We start from the raw sequence: 21,706 nt of genomic DNA, 5'->3' as shown, positions 1-21,706 counted from the left end.
TGAGTATCTCCCCAAAGCTTAAAAATCTATATTTAATACACTATAAAATTAATTAATGTGTGTTTTATAAATTTAAAAAGACTTCATAAACTGATGAAGTCTTTTGAGCGAGAGACCGGGTTCGAACCGGCGACATTCAGCTTGGAAGGCTGACGCTCTACCAACTGAGCTACTCTCGCATTTTTGGTAAGCGAGCGCAAATATATAAATATTTCTTAAAAATACTTTTGATTTCTGAACATTCTCAAAAAAAATCTGACTTCGGTTAAATTCTTTCATCAAATGATACAATAAATAGGTGTCAAAAACTCAAGGTTTTTACGTTAATACAGTGTATAATAAAGCCCCTTAAGAAAAAAACAAGTAAAAAAACTAATTATATTTCACTAGGTTATTCTTGGTTGCCATCTGACACTAATTTGAATGTAGTTGAAAAATTATCTTTTTTATAATTAATAATCAACTAATCACGAAGACCCTTTATGTTTGTTACGGAAATTATATACTCTTATTAATAAGGTCATTCTTAAAAATGGTTGAGCTATTCTTTAGTTAGTTGATCTAAGAATATTTTGATGGACACATCGGTAGGGATGTTAAGTTTCTTTTTTAATCGGCTACGGGCTACTTTTACTGTATCTGGTGTTACATTTAAGATCGTGGCAGTTTCTTTTATAGACAAATTCATTTTAGTTAATAGGCAATAGCGAATTTGTGTATCCGATAGGTTAGGATATTTGTTTAACAATTTGGCCGACATGGTTGGGTATTCAGATTCTATTCTTTTTGTAATTATTGATACGTCTGAAGCAGATTTGATGAGATCATTTACTTTTTGTTTGGCAGCTTCCAGCTTTGGTATAACTGGTTTCTTTATTTCATTTAATTCATTCTTAATTAAAGTTAATGTTTCAATGCGTTGTGAAAATGCTATAGCAGAAGCTTCAAGTTCGTTTTCGCGAAGTATGATTTTTTCTTCGAGTAATTTTTTCTCATTACTTTTTAAAACTTCTATAATTTTTTCTCCTTTTTTATATTTTCTAAATAGAAGTACACTACCTAATATTAAAATGATACTTACAAGTACAGTGCTAATACTTACATAATAGAGTTTCTGCTTTTTGTTCTTTATTTCTAGCAACTCAATGTCAAAACTTATTTGTTGGCTTTTTTGCTTTTCTTTTAGAAGTTTTAAGTTAGAGTCAATATAATTAGAAAGCGCTTTTTTCTCATGAGACCTTAAACTATCCACTAGTGCATCTTTCTTTTGGTATGTTTCAATAGCCCTGACATACTGCTTGTTTTCTGTGTAATATTCAGCAAGTCTATCATAGGTGTCTTTTTCATATTCAGATCCATTTGCTAGTTTAATTGCTTCTTCTCTGTAAACAATTGCTTTATCAAGATTTCCTACAGCATGATAGAATGTACTTAAGTAAGCTGTATTATTAAAAATTAGATGCTGTTCTTTATTTTCTAAACAATATTTTCTCACAACCAAAGCGGAGTCAATGGCCTTTTGAATATCACCTAATTGAAAATAATCATTTGCTAATTGATTTTTAGTCCACCAGATTTCTGATATCTCATTCGTTTTTATGGCTATGTTTAATAATTCTTTATGCAAAGGATAACTTTTTTCGGGCATTTCCTTCTGGACATAATTTGCTGAAATATTTTTTAATAATATTTTTTTTGTAAAAGATCCTATGTTAACAGTATCTTTTAATAAGGGAGTAAGTACTTCAAGTGCTTTATCGTATTGGAACTTATGGTAGTAAATTTCGGCAATTGAAACGTTGTAAGCGATAAATAATTTAGTGTCACCATCCGAAATTAATGGATAAATCTTAAAATAACTTTCCAAGCCTTGCTCGGGCAATCCAAATCCATTTGCTAATATCTGTCCTTTATTTAAATAGTACTGAGGAAGTTTTAATGCTTTTATTAGTAAGCTATCAGTTTTAATGCTTTTGGCTCTAACTTTTGTTTCAAAGAGATTTGCATAATGTAAAACACTATCAATATTTGCTTTTGCACTTACACCATAATACCACATTAATGATTTATAAGCGGAAAGTATGCCTTGGTCGTACGCGAGTTTTTTTGATTGCCTTAAAAGTTTGTTGTGAACCAAATATGATTCTTCAGAGGCTTGTCCGTAAAATTGATTGTGTAAACTATCTAAATCACTAATTTTAATTAAAGGCTCATTATTTTGAGCATTGCATAGATTACCTAGAAGAAGGGTAATAATGAATAAACTTAATTTTCTTAAGGTATTGAAAAACATATGTGCTTTATAAATTTGGTAATCTGAGATGCTAATGCTTCTCAAAATTGAATTGTAATGTTTCGTTTGTAATATTAGAGATTCTTTAAAGCCTTTAATATTAATGAAAGTTTATAATATAATTAAGGCTTTTAAATTTATTCGTAATTTTTTATGATAATCATGATTTTTAAGTGACTTTTTTATTAAAAATAATACGTGATTAGACGTCATATTGGATTCTTATACTTTTATTATTACCGTATCTTAAATGTTAATTTTTATGAGATAAAATTAGTATTTCCCACTGACTTATACTTTATTTATTGCTGTTTTGTTTGAAATAAATTCAACTAAAGTTTAATAGTTTTAGTTAATTCTTATTTATTTGGTAGTATTGCATCATTTTTTATTGTAATCGGCTGTTTTTGTTAATAATCTGTTTTTGAAGTTGTTGACGGGTTTTATGTCTTTTTATTTTAACATGATTACCTTTTGATAACCCCTAAAATTTAAGAATAAGGAAGATAATGTTCAATTTTAGCTTCATAAGTTTTAAAAATGTTTAATGCTTTTATCAAGAGCTATTTTTTTATTTCTAAAAACACTAACTATTAATAACTAACTTTATGAAAAAAATTACATTACTATTTTTTGCAATGATTGCTTTTTGTTGGCAATCTAATGCGCAATTCGCAGAGAGCTTTGAAACCGAAATACCTGCGACATGGACTGTTTTGGATCTTGCTAGTCCGACATCGTGGGAGTGGGAAGGTTCACCAGAGAATGGAGCACAAGATGGTTCTTCCGTTGTAAAGATTGCAACTGGATCTCCTGATGCTAATGAAGATTACTTAATTACCCCGCAAATTTCAGTGACTTCTGATTTAAACGATAGATTGTCATTTTATGTAAAATCTAGAAGTAGTTTGTTTTTAGATCCTTATGAGGTCGTATTGTCTACAACTACTGCTACTGCTGCTGATTTTACTGTAATTTTACAACCAGAAAGCGAAGCTTCTGATGAATGGACTAAGGTTACGTTAGACCTGACTCCTTATAATGGACAATCTGTTTATGTTGCTATTAAATCAACGTCAAACGAAAATTGGGAATTGTACGTAGATAATATTGTAAATGATACATTTCCTGCGTGTATGGCGCCGACTGAATTAACAGTAGATAATTTGTCTACAACAACAGCAGATTTAGCTTGGACAGAAAATGGTACGGCTACAGCTTGGAATATAGAAATTGTAGATGTCACTGCTGGTGGAACTGTAACTGGTGTTCCAACAATTAGTGGAGTTACTAATCCTTATACGGCAACTAGTTTAACGTCTGGTAACCAATATGAGTTTTATGTGCAAGCAGATTGTGGTGCAGTTGATGGTTCTTCGACTTGGGTAGGCCCAATGGCATTTACAACGGTTTGTGAGACTTTGACAGCTCCGTATTCACAAAATTTTGAAAATGGAGGTGATACTCCTCCGTGTTGGTCAACGTATAGCGACTTAGGTGAAGAAGATTGGTTTTTTAGAGATTCAGGACCAAGTCATGTTGGAAATGATGGTGATATAACAGGGAATTCATTGTCAGATGGTTATTATGCTGTTTGCGATGCATCAAGTAGCCATGGTCCAAGATACTTAATGAGTCCTTTTGTAGATGTGAGTACCTTAACTACGCCTGAATTACGTTTTTATGAAATAAGTGATAATGAAGGTTCAAGTAATGCACAATTAGATGTAGAAATTTGGGATGGAGCTACATGGAATCTGATGGCTACATTTGATACAAATACAGTAGGTTGGGAGTTAAAAATAATAGATATAAGTACATTAACATTTACAGGGCCAGCACAAGCTCGCTTTACCTTTTCTGAACCTAATGGAGGTAGTAGAGATGATATCGCTATTGATGATGTCATTTTTGATAATCCTATACCTTGTATGTTTCCTGCAGATTTAGTGGCTTCAAATGAATCAACATCGACAGTAGATTTAGCATGGACGGAAACAGGAACTGCTACAGCTTGGAATATTGAAGTGGTAAATGTTACTGCAAATGAAACAGCAACAGGTGTAGCTACGATAACAGGAGTTACTAATCCTTATACAGTAACAGGTTTATCACCGAATACAGTATATGAATTTTATGTACAATCTAATTGTGGTGCTACAGATGGAAATTCTTCTTGGATTGGACCAGTATCTATATTAACAGAATGTGAAGCGCTGATGGCACCATATACAGAAGGTTTTGATAATGGTGGTGCAATTCCAGATTGTTGGAGAATGTATAGCGATTCAGGAGAAGAAGAATGGTTTTTTGAAGCTTCAGGATTAAGCCATGTTGGAAATAATGGTATTATAACAGGAAGTACGGCTTCAGGAGGTTTCTATGCCGCAGCTGATGCTTCTAGTGATCATGGACCTAGATATTTGTTGAGTCCTTTTGTAGATGTAAGTACATTAACAACACCAGCATTAAGTTTTTATGAAATCAGTAATTCTGAAGATTCAGAAAATGCACAATTAGATGTAGAAGTTTGGGATGGTGCGGCTTGGAATCTTATAGCAACTTATAATACAAATACAGTAGGTTGGGAATTGAAAACTTTAGATATTAGTGATTTAACGTTTACTGGTCCAGCACAAGCACGTTTTACATTTTCTGAAGTAATTGCTCCTGGCGATAATGACGATGATATTGCTATTGATGATGTTACTTTTGATGAAGCTCCTTTATGTATGTCTCCTACAGCACTGTCTGCAACAAATATAACAACTACTTCAGCTGATTTAGCATGGACACCTAGTGGTACTGCTACGGCATGGAACATTGAAATTGTCAATATAACAGCAGGAGAAACTGCAACAGGAGTAGCAACTGTATCTGGGGTTACAAACCCGTATACACTTACAGGTTTAATAGATGATAATTATTATGAGTTCTATGTGCAGTCTGATTGTGATGCAAATGGTGTTTCTCTCTGGGCTGGCCCATATGTGTTTAGAACGGCTATTATCCCTCCTGCATGTGGCGGTGTCTTTGTTGATGGTGGCGGAAGCGATGGTAATTATTCAAATTCTGAATTTTCATCTACAACTATTCTTCCAGATTCTGATGGGCAAGCAGTAACTATTACATTTACATACGTTGATATAGAGGTATCTACCTTTGGTTCTGGTGAGCAAGATGGGTGTTACGATTACTTAACCATTTATAACGGCCCAGATAACACATATCCGGTTTTAGCTCAAACACTATGTGGACAAGACAGTGGGAATGGAGACAATACTTTAGTTTCAAGTAGTGAACTTCATATAGGTGATTCTTTTACTTCTACAGATGCATCAGGAGCCTTAACTATTGAGTTTACATCTAATCCTTTTTTAAGCTTAAGCGGATGGGAAGCAACTGTGTCTTGTGAAACTTTGAGTGTAAATGATATCGTTAATGAATCTAAGTTTACTTATTACCCTAATCCTGTTGCAAACACATTAACATTAAATGCTCAAAATAGTATTGAAAATGTAACGGTTTACAATATGTTAGGTCAAGAAGTATTGAAAACAGCTCCTAATAATAATACGAATGAGTTAGATATGTCTAGCTTAAGTAATGGAGCTTATTTTGTTAAAGTTACGATTGAAAATGTAACACAAACGATACGAGTTATCAAACAATAAATTTATTATAGAACGCAAAAGCCACTTAATTTTACTATGTGGCTTTTGTTGTTTTTATTGATTTAGGGTTTAACAGGTCTCTGTTTAAAAGTTGATTAATTTTTTTACCAAATTAAATAAAAATTGAAAATGAATAAGAATATCTTCAAACTGACCTTTTTAGCTTTCTGCTTGCTTGGGAGTTCACTAGCTTTATGCCAAACGATACCTTCACCAGTTGGGGTGTCTTGTCCTTCTAATAACTCTACTTACGTTTTTACAGAAGAATTTGATGATTCTGCCGGTTGGGTAGGGGATATCACAACCAATAACATTGGGGGCTTTTGGGAAGTTCCGGGTAATTCAGATAGTAGCGAAACCGGACCAAGTTCAGCATTTAGCGGTTCTAATTATATGAATTTTGAGGCTTCAGGTAATGCTAACCAATCTTCAGCTTCAATTGTTAGTCCTGTAATTGATCTTACTACAGCTACAGATGGAGCGGAATTGTCTTTCTATATGCATGCCTATGGTGATAATATGGGGGAGTTGGAAGTTGGGATTTCTACTTCAATTTCGGGGCCTTTTACAAATGTATTTACATGGACTGGTCAATTACAGACGTCTAGCTCTGAAGCTTGGGTACCAGTAGGTGTTAACTTAGATGCTTATCTCGGGCAATCTATATATCTTGAGTTTAAAAATACGCGAGCAACGTTTAGTGGTAGAGCAGATATGTCTATTGATTTAGTTCGAGTAGAAACTTGTGGAACGTTTTGTATTTCCCCAACCCTTTCTCTTAATTATGTGAATTCTAATGCTTCAAACGCTATTGCTAGTTTTAGTTGGGTAGCTAATGATAGTGAGTCGTCTTGGGAATATGTATTACAACCTTTAGGGTCTGGTATTCCAACCTCGGGGACCTTGTCTTCTGTGACAAATATTATTGTAAATGATTTATCATTTGGAACGGATTATGAGGTGTATGTAAGAGCAAATTGTACAAATGGTAATAGTATTTGGGCTGGCCCTTTAACATTTACAACACCAATACAAACAGATTTTATAGTAGATTGTGATGCGGGACCATTAGTCGAGTCTCTGTGTTATGGAGATGGTGGGGTAGCTAATCCAGAAGTGTTTACGTTTACAAGTACAGATGGCACACCTTTAACTTTAACTTTTCTCTCTGGTTTTGTTCAAGATGGATGGGACCCATTGGTTGTTATTGATACTGATGGCTCCTCTATAGTTGCTTATGAGGATTATTTTTTCGGTGACGAAGGTGATCTAACAGGTGTAACTTATACGTCTACAGGAAATAGAATCTCTTTTTATATTGCTTCAGACGATTTTGTACCATCAAGTTGTGCTAGTGGATTTGATCCCATGAGAGGTGGTATCACATATATGGTCAATTGTGCGACATGTACAAATTCAGAGTCAACCTTTACAATTGTAGATGATTGTGATAATGGTGATCAGTTTTTAGTAGATGTTAACGTTACGTCTTTAGGTTCAGCTACATCTTTAACCTTGTCTAACAACATAGATACAAATACAACGACTATCGATGCTATTGGAACCTATCAAATTGGTCCATTTCCTTTTCTTACAAATGTAGTCTATACCTTAGAAAATAACCAAGATGCTAACTGTGTATTTAATAGTTTACCAATTGTAGTAAGATCTTGTCTTCCTGAAAATGATGAGTGTTTCAATGCAGAAATAGCGGTAGTAAATACGGGTGATGATTGTACGCTATTAAATTTTGGAACTATATTATCTGCTACGCCATCTAATGAACCTGGAACATCCTGTGAAGGAGATCCTGATGACGATGTGTGGTTTCAGTTTACCGCTATAAATGATATTCAAATTATAGAGTTTATCAATATTGTTGAAAACGAAATATCTTCAGGGCTTAATCATGCCGTGTATGAAGGTGTTTGCGGAAGTCTTAACGAATTGTATTGTTCAGATTCAAACTCTAGTGTAACACCTCAATTAACTATTGGTGACACTTACTATATTAGAGTATTCTCAGAGGGTTCTGAAGATGAAAACGTCACTTTTGATTTATGTATTAGAAAAGGCTTTAATAGTATAGAAGTAAGTGATAATGTGTTTACTGTAGAAGAATTGGTTCGCGATATCTTATTTAATAGTCCATGTGCTGATGTATCTAATATTACTTATTCTACAGGTGTTAGCTTTAATGATAGCCAACCTAATGGTATAGGTTATTTCTCTATGGATGGTGAAGGATTCCCTTTTGAACAAGGAATTTTATTAAGTACAGGTCATGTTGTGGAAGCAGGAGGGCCGAATAATGACTTAATAAATTCGGGAGGAACATCGTGGCCTGGAGATTCTGATTTAGATAATTTTTTAGGGGTCTCATCTAGAAATGCGACTATTATTGAATTTGATTTTGTGCCATTATCAAACACGATTAGTTTCGATTTTATGATGGCTTCAGAAGAATATACAGGTGCTACAGGCGGAACAGATGAGTGTACGTATTCAGATGCTTTTGCTTTTCTGTTAACTGATTCTGAGGGTAATGTAGCTAATTTGGCTGTTATTCCGGGGACTACAACACCAATTTTAACAACTAATATTCACCCAGAAAATGAGTCTTGTCCAGCGATTAACGAGGAGTATTTTGGAGAATACATTACTGAAAACTTACCACCAATGAATTTTAATGGTAGAACAGTTGTTTTTACGGCTCAATCTGATGTAACTATTGGAGAAACCTATCATATTAAATTGGTCGTTGCTGATGATTCAGATCCACAATATGATACAGGTGTCTTTCTTAAATCTGGTAGTTTTGATATTGGGGAGTTAGACTTAGGTGACGATATTACTATAGATGCGGGTACGGCGTCGTGCTTAAATGAGCCAATTGTTTTAAATACCGATTTACCAGATTTAGAGCATTTTTGGTTTAAAGATGGCTTACTTATTTCGGATGCTTCAGGGTCTGTTATAACGGCTTCAGAGCCTGGTATATATACGGCACAGGTCATTTTTTCTAGCGATTGTATTCTTAGTGATGAAATTGTTGTTGAGTTTTTATCAGTACCAGTGGCTAATCCAGCCATTGATCTATTAGAATGTTCTGCAACCAATCAAGCGGTATTTAATCTCACTGAAAATGACAGTAATATTTTAGGATCTCAAACTGCTTTAGATTACGTTATTACATATCATATCTCAGAACAAGATGCTATAGATAACCTTAGTCCATTACCTTCTAGTTATAGTAATGTTTCAAATCCTCAAGTAGTTTATGCGAGAATAGAAGATAATAATTCAGGATGTTATTCTACAACCTCATTTTCTCTATCAACTACAGCTCCTTCACATACAGCATTGAGCGTAGATTTTATAGAATGTGATTTTAATAATGATGGTTTGGTAAGTTTTAATTTAGAGAATCATGACTCAGCAATTCTTAACGGTCAGGAAGCTTCTCAATTTAATGTGTCTTATTACACGTCAGAAGCTGAAGCGCAATCTGCTACCAATGCACTAGTAGGTTCTTATGATAGTGCTGGCGAAACTCTATTTGTTAGAGTAGAGTCTGTCGATTTTTTAGATTGCTATGTAACTAATAGTTTTGATTTAATAATTGGCAACCAACCCATAACTAGTTTTTCTTCTGATGTAGATTATGAAGTCTGTTCTAATGCTTCATCTCCAATATTTATTGAAGCAATTCCTGAAAATTATTCTATATCTGAAGTGTCTATAAGCTGGTATCGCGATGGTGGGATAATTGATGATGAAGATGGTCTGACTTTACCTGTTTTAGAAGCTGGATTATATGAGATTGAGGTTGTGTTTAATGATACAGGATGTATAAGTGTTGATGAATTTACTATAACTGAGTTAGAGACTTGTGTATTCCCAGAAGGTATTTCACCAAATAACGATGGTAAGAATGATGCCTTCGATCTAAGTTCTTTCAATGTAACTAAATTAGAAGTCTTTAACAGGTACGGAACTAAAGTATACTCTAAAAACAACTATACCAACGAGTGGAAAGGTCAAACAGATGATGGTGAAGAGTTGCCAATAGGGACTTATTTCTACACCGTTGTTTATGAAGGTGGAGCCAAATCAAAAAGCTCTTGGGTATATATTAACAGATAATTAAATAACAGAATCAACTACTAATTATAATGAAAAAACTCACTATTATAGCGGTCTTGCTTTTAGCATTTAAAATGTACGGACAACAAGACCCTCAGTACACGCAGTACATGTATAATATGAACATAGTCAACCCTGCTTATGCAGGATCGAAAGAAAATCTATCTTTCGGACTTTTGTACAGAACACAATGGACAAAAATTGATGGAGGCCCAGAAACAGGAACGTTTTTTGGGCACTCCCCAATTGGCAATAATTTGGGCTTAGGTGTTTCTGTTATTGCAGATAACATCGGACCCGTAAAAGAAACAAATGCTTATGTAGATCTTTCTTATACTCTAAATTTAGGCGGAGAACATAAACTAGCATTTGGTATTAAAGCCGGTGCAACGTTTCATGATATTGGATTAACAGATATTGAAGTTATCGATCCTACTGATGATTTTTTCTCTGAAAATATTAATTCAACAACACCTAATTTTGGTGCAGGATTCTTTTACTACACTGATAAATATTATGTATCGTTATCTGCACCAAACTTATTATCGTCGGTTCATTTAGATAATAATGGTACTAAAATCGGATCAGAAACACAGCACTATTTTTTAACTGGAGGCTATGTCTTTGACCTTTCTCCTAATACAGAACTTAAACCTTCTGTAATGCTGAAATCTGCATTTGATGCACCAACATCTTTTGATGTCAACCTCAATGCTAGATTCTTTAAGAAGTTTGAAATTGGAACCTCTTATAGATTAGACGATTCGTTTTCTGGGGTAATAAACTTTGCAGTTACGCCAGCTGTTAGAATCGGTTATGCTTACGATGCTATAACTTCTGACATAAAAAAATATGCACCTGCATCGCACGAAATCATGTTATTATTTGATCTTAATTTTCCGAAACGCGTTTCTCGTTCACCAAGATACTTTTAATCAGTTAAGCTAAAACAATTATGAAAAACTTTAATACACTATTACTTATCACGTTAATGAGTGGCTTTTGCTTAACTGCTCAAAACAACGATACAAAAAAAGCAGATAAACATTTTGACCGGTACGAATTTGTAAAGGCTATAGATGATTATAATAAACTTGTTGAAAAAGGAAAAGCAGACAGCTATGTTTATGGACAATTAGCAGAAAGCTACTATAATATTTTCAATACAGTCCAAGCAGAACGTTGGTATGCCAAAACCTTAGAGACTTCAAACGACCCAGAAATGGTTTATAAATACTCACAAATGCTTAAGGCAAATGGTAAGTATGAGGCATCTAATAAGCAAATGGATAAGTTTGCAACCATGCGCCCTGCTGATAATAGAGCAACAGCTTATAGAGCTAATCCGGATTACTTGCCTAAAATTTTAGATCAAGGTAAAAAGTTCAACCTTCAAAATGCAGATTATAATTCTGAACAATCGGACTTTGGTGGAACAATGAATGAGGGGCATTTATACATTACATCTGGTCGTAATGACAGTAGAAAGAACTACGGATGGAATGATCAACCGTTTTTAGATATCTACACCGTTGTTAAAAATTCAGATGGATCTTCTAAAGAAGCAATATTAGTAAACAACAAAATTAATACAAAATACCACGAAGGATTGGTTTCTTTTTCTCCAGATGGAGAGACAATGTATTTCTCTAGAGAGAGCTATTTTGAAAAAGATTATCAAAAAGATTCAATTAGCAGTGCAAGATTTAGTCAACTTTATTTATTTAAAGCAACTAAATTAGGTGACGATTGGGATACTGTAGAAAGTTTAGCAATTAACAGTGAAAACTATTCTGTTAAAAATCCTTCCGTTAGTGCAGATGGAAAAACCATTTATTTTGCCTCTAATATGCCAGGTGGATTTGGGAGCTTTGATATTTATAAAGCACCTATTAATACAGATGGTACTTTAGGCGACCCTGTTAATATGGGACAAAAAGTAAATACCGAAGCACAAGAAATGTTCCCGTACATTAGTAGTAATAATACCTTATACTTTTCATCAACAGGTCATTTAGGCTTAGGAGGTTTGGATGTCTTCTACACCAAAGAAATTGATGGAAAAATGACTACAGTTCGTAATGCAGGACTTCCGATAAATAGTAATGCTGATGATTTTGCGTTTATAATTGATGAAGAAAATGGGCAAGGATTAGTGTCTTCGAATAGACCAGGTGGAAAAGGAAGTGATGATATCTATGAGTTTACCAAACTAAAACCGCTTTGTGATGTTTTAGTTATTGCAACAATTTTAGATGATAAAACACGCGAGCCTATTGTAGGCGCAACAGTCGCATTATTTGATACCAAGGGAAACAAGGTTGTTTCTAAAATATCGAATACTGAAGGTTTAGCGGAATTTATGATTGAATGTGATCAAGACACCGAATTAGAAGTTGCAATGGATGGCTTTGATAGCAAGAAGGTACTCATCAAAGGCTCTAATGAAGAAGAAAACAATGTTCAAATTAATTTGGAGCCTATCGAAAAACTAATTTTAGCTGAAACGATAGATTTAGCACCAATTTATTTCGATTTTGATAAGTCTAATATTACAACTCAAGCGGCATTTGAATTAGATAAACTAGTTCAGATAATGAACAAGTATCCTGAAATGAAAATTAATGCAATATCGCATACCGATTCTAGAGGACCTGAGTCATATAACACAGAACTTTCTGATCGTAGAGCTAAAACTACAGTACAGTATATAATCTCTAAAGGTATTAGTGAAGCTCGTATTTCAGGCGAAGGTAAGGGCGAAACAGCGGCTAAAGTAGATTGTTCTGCGGGTTGTACTAAAGCACAGCACGCAGAAAATAGACGTTCTGAATTTATAATAGTAGACAATCAAAAGATTAATTAAAGCGATAAGTTTTGAAAGAAAAATTAGGATATCAGCATTGGTTAAAATTCGAATTAATTGAATTCTGTAAGAAAAATGAATTATGTACACAGGGCAATAAAATTCAATTAAAGGAACGTATTGAAGCTTTTTTCGATAAAAGAAAAAAAAATGAGATGTCTAATGCGCTATTAAAAAACAAACGCAGAACTATAAAAAAAATTTAAATAGGGCAGTAGGTATTAGGCCTCTAACTTATTTTAATTCTAGGGTGCTCAAGCTTTCTAAGCCGATCACCTTCAGATGATTAGCTTACAATTTGTCATGATATTACTGTTGTATTACAATAATAACTCATGTAACCAACAGAAGGAGTGTATTTATTCCAATTATATTAATAAGAGAATTTTAGTATTTCTTTTAAAATCAATTTAGAGTGAAAAAAATTATATGCATATTCATGTTTTTAGTTATTAAAGTAGGATTCTCGCAAGATCTTTTAATGCAAGATGGCACCTTTAATCGCTGTACTCCAGATTTCTTTTATGATTCGGGTGGAGAATTAGAGACTTATTCAGAAGATGAAAGTTATGTTACTACCATATGCCCTGAAAATAGTGGTGATCGTCTTAACGTTAATTTTATCGAATTTGTAACACAGCTTAATGTAGATTTTTTAACCATTTATGATGGTGATGATGTGTCAGCTGATATTATTGGTGTTTATTCAGGGGTTTCTTCTCCAGGTATTGTTTTTGCATCGCAAAGTAACACTACGGGGTGTTTAACTTTTGTATTTACAAGTAATGAAATTGGAAATATAGATGGTTGGAAGGCCGAAATATCATGTATCACACCTTGTCAGGATATTACTCCGTCAATTAATAATACAACCCCTACGCCAAATGAATCTGGTGTAATAGGTATATTGCCAGGAGATACAGTTAGTTTTTCAGGAAGCGCAATATTTTCTTCGGATGGCTCTGACGCCACTTATGATTGGGATTTTGGAGATGGGAATACAGGTACCGGAACAGAAGTTTCAAATACATTTTTAACTGATGGTACTTTTACTGTAACATTAACAGTTACAGATAATAATCCATTAGGCTGTTCTGAAGTTACTACAATTCCTGTTTTTGTGATGTCGCCTAATGTAATTATAGATCAAAATACATTTACGCCAGAAGAATTAATTACTGATGTGCTAATTAATAGTGCATGTGCGTCTGTCTCTAATGTGACTTGGTCTACAGGATCTAGTATTACGAGCTCTCAGCCTAACGGTATTGGTTACTTTTTTGGTGATGGAATAAATTTCCCATTTAGTGATGGGGTGCTTTTAAGTTCAGGCGAGGCTAGTGATGCAAGAGGGCCTAATAACCTTTATTTAGGTAATGGCTCTAATATTTGGGGAGGAGACGATGAATTGGATGCAGTTTTGGGTGTAAATTCGCATAATGCTACATTTATTCAATTCGATTTTGTTCCTTTAGCAGATCGTATAAGTTTTGAGTTTTTAATGGCTTCTGAAGAGTATGATATGGGGGAATTTGAATGTCTATATTCTGATGCTTTTGCTTTTTTATTAACAGATTCCGATGGTAATGTTTCTAATTTAGCGGTGATTCCAGAGACAAACTTACCTGTATTAGTGACTAATGTTCACCCTGATAACGGTGAAGATTGTGGTGGGGCTAATGAAGAACATTTCGGGGAATATATACCATTCAACCAACCTCCAATAGCTTTCGATGGAAGAACCGCAGTATTTACAGCACAATCTACTGTTGTTCCTGGTGAAAATTATACTATAAAATTAGTAATTGCCGATGATAGAGATAATACATATGATTCAGGAGTATTTCTTAAGGCAGGAAGCTTTGATTTAGGAGGTGATTTAGGTGATGATATTACTATCGAAGCTGGTAATGCGCAATGTGGTGGTACAGAGATTGTATTAGACACATCAGCGCCTTTCGCTGATCATATTTGGTACCACGCTCCTGATCCTTCAGAGCCCAATAATAGAATAGAGATTGAAGGTGAAACAAGTTCAATGCTCACGGTTGTTGAAACGGGGATATATTCGGTAGATGTGGCATTTGAGGAAGTTTGTCAATTTTCAGATTCTATTTTAGTTGAGTATATAGGGAGTCCAGTAATAAATGTTGCTCCAGATTTGGTAATATGTAGTAGTACAGGGGAAGAAGAATTTAATTTAGCTGAAAATAATGATAATGTATTAGGTGATCTAAGTGCTGCAGAATATTCAGTTACCTATCATCTCTCTGAAGTGGACGCCATTGATAATTTAAATCCGTTACCAGATCTTTATACTAATATATCTAACCCACAAACGCTATGGGTTCGTTTAGCAGATGTTTCTCAAGTGTGCTCAGTAGTTACATCATTTCAATTATATGCGGCATCAGCTCCTACCATCAATCCTGTTTCAGATTTAGAAAGCTGTGATGGTTCGGAAAATGACGGTTTCTCTAATTTTGATTTAAGCGCTCAGACCTTAGGTGTATTAGGATCGCAATCTCCAACAGATTTCACGGTTACGTACCATTTAAATTTTGCAGATGCAGATTCTGGAGATAACGCTTTAGCATCAGATTATACAAATACGTCAAATTCACAACCGATATTCGTAAGAGTATCGAGTTTAGGAGATTCTAGTTGTTATAATGCCTCAGCAACGCCATTATTTAATTTAGTGGTTAATACTAGAGCTTTAGCAACAGCGCCAGCCGCATTGGAAGTTTGTGACGATGTTAGTGATGATGGATTTGCAACGTTTGATTTAAACAGTCAGGTCGATGTTATTTTAGGAGGTCAAGACGCTACGCTTTACAATGTGTCTTTTCATGCTAGTCAAGATAACGCAGACAATAATGTAGGGATTTTACCTGCAAGTTACACCAATAGCACCGCTAACCTAGAGACGATTTATGCTAGAGTAGAAGACCCATTACATCCGACGTGTTATAGTACAACGAGTTTTGATCTTATTGTTAATTCATTACCAGAAGTTATAGCGCCAAGCGCTCTAGAAGTCTGTGATGATGGTACACCAGATGGTCTAACAGAGATGGATTTAAGTCTAAAGAGCACTGAAATCACAGGAAACAACCCTGGGTATTCTGTAAGTTATTATGCGACTTTGGCAGACGCAGAGGGGGAAGCCAATCCGTTACCAACCTTATATACTAATACCAGTAATGGGCAAATCATTTATGTACGTGTAGAGGATATAAACACCGGTTGTTATGCTACGACTAATTTAGAGTTGGTTGTAGAGCAAGCACCAGTAGCATTTACCCCACAGGCACTTATATACTGTGATCCCGATAATGATGGTGTTGGTGTGTTTACATTAACAGATGTCGATGCTGAAATTACAGGCGGGGCAACTGGTTTAGAGGTAACCTATCACGAAACAGAAGTCAATGCCAATAACGGAGTTGATGCTATTGATACTACTTTAAACTATACTAACATTGTTCAAAATACGCAATTATTATATGCCCGAATAGAAAGTTCTACAATCGCCACAGACTGTGCTACAGTTGTTGAGTTAGAATTAATAGTAGAACCAACGCCTCAATTAATAGCACCAACACCACTCGAGGCCTGTGATGATATCTCAGCCGATGGCTTTGCTGGTTTTGATTTAACGACAAAAACATCAGAATTGCTAAACGGTCAATCGCCATTACAGTATGATGTTAGCTATTACGAGAGTGAAGCGAATGCCGCGGTGGGCAATAACGCAATTAGTAATCCACTTGATTATACCAATACAGATGATTTTAATCAAATTATTTGGGTACGTGTAGAGGATAATACCACGGTAGAAGGGTGTTATAAAGTCACAAGTTTAGAATTAATCGTCAACCCATTACCAGTATTAGTAACACCAGGACCATTAGAGTTGTGTGATGTTAATAATCCAGGAGATGAGCAAGAAGGTTTTATCTTAGAAGCAGCTAATGAAGACATTTTAAATGGTCAAACAGGTATTACGCTAACGTACTATGAGAGCCAATTAGATGCTGATAATGCAAGCAATCCTATAGTCAGTCCATATGTAAACACAAGCAATGCACAGACTATCTTTGTAAGAGCAGAAAACGATGTTACCAGTTGTTATAATACGGTAACTGTCACGTTACGTGTTAATCCAGTACCATCTCCAGAATCAGATCCAACACCAATTGAAGTTTGTGATGATGACAATGATGGTTTAGCAGAATTCGATTTAACACAGCGTACTATAGAAATCATCAATGGAGAGCCAGATGTGACAATCAGTTACCATGAGACGCAAACCGATGCAGAGAATAACGATAACCCAATCACCGGATTGTACACTAATATCGTTGCTAACAATCAAATGATTTATGTACGTTCAGAACATAACTTAACGGGGTGTTATAGTCTTACAACTAATACGCTAGAATTAATTGTATTACCATCACCAGAAGTACCCACAAGTATAGCGCCTTATGCGGTATGTGATACCGATACTAACGGTATTACACAATTTGATCTTACGACTAAAAATGATGAGGTTTTAAACGGACAAGACCCATCAGAGGTAGTGCTTACTTATCATGTAAGTGAATCAGAAGCAATAAGCGGTAGCAATCCAATCATCAATGTTGGTAATTACACTAACACTATAAATCCGCAGATAATTTATGTACGCTTATATAACCCAAACACAGGTTGTAGCGATACCGGAGAATTTGAGTTAGAAGTTAATTTACCACCAGTAGCAGTACAGCCGACACAGTTAAATGTGTGTGATGATTTAGGAGAGGCACCAGGGGATGGTTTTACCTCATTTAATTTAACAGAGAAAGATAATGAAATCACAGGAGGCAATGCCAGTTGGTCTGTAGCATACTATGAGACTAATGCAGATGCACAATCTCAGATGAATGTAATTCCAGATCCCACACAGTATACCAACACCTCAATAAACGGCTTAGGTGCTAACCCACAAACACTATATGTGGTCGTAACCGATACCGATACTGGTTGTGTTGGTTTTGCAACATTAACGATACGAGTATTGCCAAATCCCACCCCAACCCCAAGCGATCAATTACCAAACTTAGAGTTGTGTGATGCGGTTAATACCGGAGATGGAGTAGAGGTTTTTAATCTTACCGAAAATGAAATACTGATTTTAAATGGCGAAGCGGGAGTAACGGCAAGCTATTATGAGAGTTTAGACGATGCTAACTCCGCAAGCAATGCGATACCAGACCCAACGCAGTATACCAATACAGAAAGCCCAGAACAAGAGATTTATGTAAGAGTGACCAATGATGTAACTGATTGTTATGCTTTAATCGATTTTACAATCATAGTGCACCCATTGCCAAGTGTTGTGGCAGTGACCGATTTTATTCAATGTGAATTAAATACTGATGGCTTTGATAATTTTGATTTAACGACTAAAGACGCAGAAGTATTAAATGGTCAAGACCCATCACAATTTATAGTGAGCTATCACGATAATTTAGTTGATGCAGAAGCGGGTATGAATGGTTTAGTAAGTTTATATACCAATACCAGTAATCCACAGCAAATCTTTGTCACGATCACCAACACCGTGACAGGATGTTCAATCAGTACCCAAAGTTTTAATCTCGAAGTTCAAGAAGCGGCGCAAGCGAATCCAAACATGGCGCCAATTGTGTACGAAACTTGTGATGACAATATGGAGACCGATGGGGACCCAACTAATGATAGTGCACAATTTGATTTAACAACAAGAGATTTAGAAGTTTTAGATGGACAAAATGTCGCAAACTACATTGTAAGCTATTATGAAACTGCAGAAGAAGCTGACTTAAAGGTGAATCCATTGCCAACCTTGTATGAAAACATAAGTAACCCACAAGTTATTTATGCACGAGTCGATAATGATACACCAGATGGTGCTACTGGTAATGATACCTCTATATGTTATGCTGTAGCAGAACTTACTTTACAAGTTAATCCGTTACCAGAATTTAATTTAGAAGAGAGCTATATTTTATGTTTAAATACTAATGGTACAGAAGCCCTATCCCCATTAGAAATAGATACAGGTTTATCTGCAACAGATTATAGTTTTGAATGGAGTTATAACAATACAGTAATATCTGGGGCAACAGGCCCAAGTATAGCGCCAACGACGGGAGGTAGTTACAGTGTTTTTGTCACAGATTTAACTACATCAAGCGTAACAAATTGTACTAATTTTGATGCTACCGAGGTTATAGAAAGCGAACTACCAAGTTTAACAGTAGAACTACTAAGCTTAAATTTTTCAGAGAATCACAGTTTAGAAGCAATAGCTATAGGCATAGGTATCTATGAATACAGTTTAGACGGTGGTCCATGGCAAGATGAAACTATTTTTACAGGATTATCTGCCGGAGCACACGAGATTACGGCCAGAGATAAAAACGGTTGTGGATTGGTGACCACATCACGATTTATTATCGATTACCCACTCTTTTTCACGCCAAATGGAGACGGAAATAATGACACCTGGAATATTGAAGGTATTGGAAGTAATGCAATTATTTATATCTTCGATAGGTACGGAAAGTTACTAAAACAATTAAGTCCCGATGGAGATGGTTGGGATGGAACTTTTGCTGGTGAAGCTATGCCAACAAGTGACTACTGGTTTACAGTAGAATACGACGAACCAAGCGACGGGGTACGTAAAGAATTTAAAGCCCATTTTACTTTAAAGCGATAAAATTGTAATTTAGAATATAAAAGGCCTGAACATTTAAGTATGTTCGGGCCTTTTTTTGCTTTATTGAGAAGTAAAGTTAAAACTGTATTTGTTTTTCCAAGTATTACTCAAGTAATTTTTTATGTGGATATTTAAAATAAGCATAAGCTTCAAATATGGTCAAAACTCTTTATTAAAAACAATTTTACACGTAATTCCGTGTTTAGTAGATTTATTTCTGTCCTAATTATGACGTTTAAGTTGAGCGGCCAATATAAAAATTTCGGAATATGGAATATAAGCATAGTAGCTCATAATTCTAAAACACAAAAAAGCCTCAACATAAATGTTAAGGCTTCTTGTGATCGCACTAGGATTCGAACCTAGGACCGCCTGCTTAGAAGGCCAAAAAAGCGACTATTTTCATAAGTAATATTTTTTTTAAATAATTGATTTTGTGTTGTTTAATTGATTTTGAGGTTATTTGATATGAATTGTACTCAAACAAAAGTGTGCGTAAAGTGTGCGTAATTTTTGCTAACTTTATATCTAAAATTACTGAGAAATGGCACGAGCAAAATTAATTTTGGATACCAGAGCTAAATCAAAAACTGCGAATGAAGGGTTGTTTCCAATCGTAGTTAGAGTTTTTCATAAGAGACCTAGAATGATCCGTCTTCCTTATAAGACTTCTAAAGCTGGATGGGATGCAAATAACATGACTATTAAAAAATCAATTTCTGTAAATAAGGATTTGGATTGCAGTGAAATTAATAAAACGTTATATGAAAAACTTCATTCAGCAAAGTCTTTCATCAATGAACTTGGTGATACTCTTAATCAGATAACAGTTGATACGCTAGTTGATAATATTAAAAAAATATGGGATGATAAACTAGATTCAAAGGTTAAGAAAGATCTTTCTAATGAAATTACTATTGCGGAATGGGGTAACGTTTTAATAAATCGAAAACTGAAATCTAACAAGCCTGCAACGGCTAATTGGTACAAAAATGCAATAACAGCTTTTGAAAAATTCAATAATAATTCTCCTGTAAAGTTTCATCAGATTACAGTAACTTTTTTAACTGATTTTGAGATAGAACATTTGTCAAAAGGAAATTCTAAAAATTGTATAAGTTCATACGCTAGAGCAATTAGAGCTATTTATAATAGTGCAATTAAAGAAGATGTATACCTACCGTTTAAACATCCTTTTTCTAGTTATAAAATTCCATCTACAACGAGAACAAAAAAAAAGGCATTGTCTAAAGAAAAAATAATTGCTATTCGAAATTTAAAATATGAAGAAAACAGTAGTCTTTGGCATACAAGAAATTATTTCTTAGCCATGTTTAACTGTAGGGGTATGAATTTAATTGACCTTGCTAAATTGAAATTTAGTGATATAAAAGGAAATAGAATATTTTATGGCAGAAGTAAAACAAACGACCCTTTATCAATTAGAATTACAGCAGAATTTTATGAAATACTTAAGAAATATACCCAAGATAAAAATTCAAATGACTTCATTTTCCCAATTGGCTATGATGGTTCGGTCGAAGCATTTAAAAAATATCGTTCAGATAGAAGATTAGTCAATAAATCATTGAAAATAATTGCGAAGGATGCAAATATAGAAGAAAAAATCACCTCCTATTATATTAGGCATTCTTGGGCAACTATCGCAAAAAATATGGGCATTTCTACTGAAATCATAAGTGAAGGGCTAGGGCATAAATCTATTCGGACAACTGAGGTTTATTTAAAAAGTTTCGAAAATATAGTTTTAGATGAAGCAAATGATCTTATAGTAGGTTAATAAATAGAGATCTGTAATGATAATAGAATATTTTGATATATTTTTTAAGTTTAAAATTATGTAGCCTTTATTCAGGACGAGTCAAGCTTGTTGCCAATGAATATATATATGAATAGTAAGGGATTTGAAACACCTTACCTTCGGGTTTTCAATAAGCCAATTTAGTAAATAA

The 21,706-nt window shown here is 34.6% G+C and carries 8 protein-coding genes and 1 tRNA gene; 7 read left to right on the top strand and 2 right to left on the bottom strand.

Annotated elements, in window-relative coordinates; translation table 11 throughout:
* Window positions 1–106: 106 nt before the first annotated feature.
* Window positions 107–179, bottom strand: a tRNA-Gly gene (locus K1X16_RS16455).
* A gap of 362 nt (window positions 180–541) precedes the next feature.
* On the bottom strand, window positions 542–2,338 hold the full coding sequence (locus tag K1X16_RS16450; protein ID WP_225037188.1) for a hypothetical protein: 1,797 nt from the start codon (window positions 2,336–2,338) through the stop codon (window positions 542–544).
* Between the two features lie 563 nt (window positions 2,339–2,901).
* Here K1X16_RS16450 and K1X16_RS16445 point away from each other — a divergent pair.
* The 7 genes from K1X16_RS16445 to K1X16_RS16415 all read left to right on the top strand — a co-directional run bounded on the left by K1X16_RS16445 (window position 2,902) and on the right by K1X16_RS16415 (window position 21,534).
* On the top strand, window positions 2,902–5,967 hold the full coding sequence (locus K1X16_RS16445) for a T9SS-dependent choice-of-anchor J family protein (protein ID WP_225037187.1): 3,066 nt from the start codon (window positions 2,902–2,904) through the stop codon (window positions 5,965–5,967).
* A gap of 129 nt (window positions 5,968–6,096) precedes the next feature.
* On the top strand, window positions 6,097–10,113 hold the full coding sequence (locus K1X16_RS16440; protein ID WP_225037186.1) for a choice-of-anchor L domain-containing protein: 4,017 nt from the start codon (window positions 6,097–6,099) through the stop codon (window positions 10,111–10,113).
* A 29-nt stretch (window positions 10,114–10,142) separates the two neighbouring features.
* Complete coding sequence (locus K1X16_RS16435; RefSeq protein WP_225037185.1) at window positions 10,143–11,048, top strand: type IX secretion system membrane protein PorP/SprF; 906 nt, start codon at window positions 10,143–10,145, stop codon at window positions 11,046–11,048.
* A 20-nt stretch (window positions 11,049–11,068) separates the two neighbouring features.
* Window positions 11,069–12,979, top strand: coding sequence for an OmpA family protein (locus tag K1X16_RS16430; protein ID WP_225037184.1), 1,911 nt, complete (start codon window positions 11,069–11,071; stop codon window positions 12,977–12,979).
* Window positions 12,980–12,990: 11 nt separating this feature from the next.
* Entirely contained in the window at window positions 12,991–13,185 is a 195-nt protein-coding gene (locus K1X16_RS16425) for an SAP domain-containing protein (protein ID WP_225037183.1), read from the top strand.
* Window positions 13,186–13,394: 209 nt separating this feature from the next.
* Window positions 13,395–19,733, top strand: coding sequence for a choice-of-anchor L domain-containing protein (locus K1X16_RS16420; protein WP_225037182.1), 6,339 nt, complete (start codon window positions 13,395–13,397; stop codon window positions 19,731–19,733).
* 544 nt (window positions 19,734–20,277) lie between these two features.
* Window positions 20,278–21,534, top strand: a complete 1,257-nt coding sequence (locus tag K1X16_RS16415) for a tyrosine-type recombinase/integrase (protein WP_225037181.1) — start codon at window positions 20,278–20,280, stop codon at window positions 21,532–21,534.
* Window positions 21,535–21,706 lie beyond the last annotated feature (172 nt).

It is taken from the genome of Winogradskyella sp. SM1960 (assembly GCF_020179375.1).
Classification (GTDB): Bacteria; Bacteroidota; Bacteroidia; order Flavobacteriales; family Flavobacteriaceae; genus Winogradskyella; species Winogradskyella marina.
This window is presented reverse-complemented; position numbering and strand designations above follow the sequence as displayed.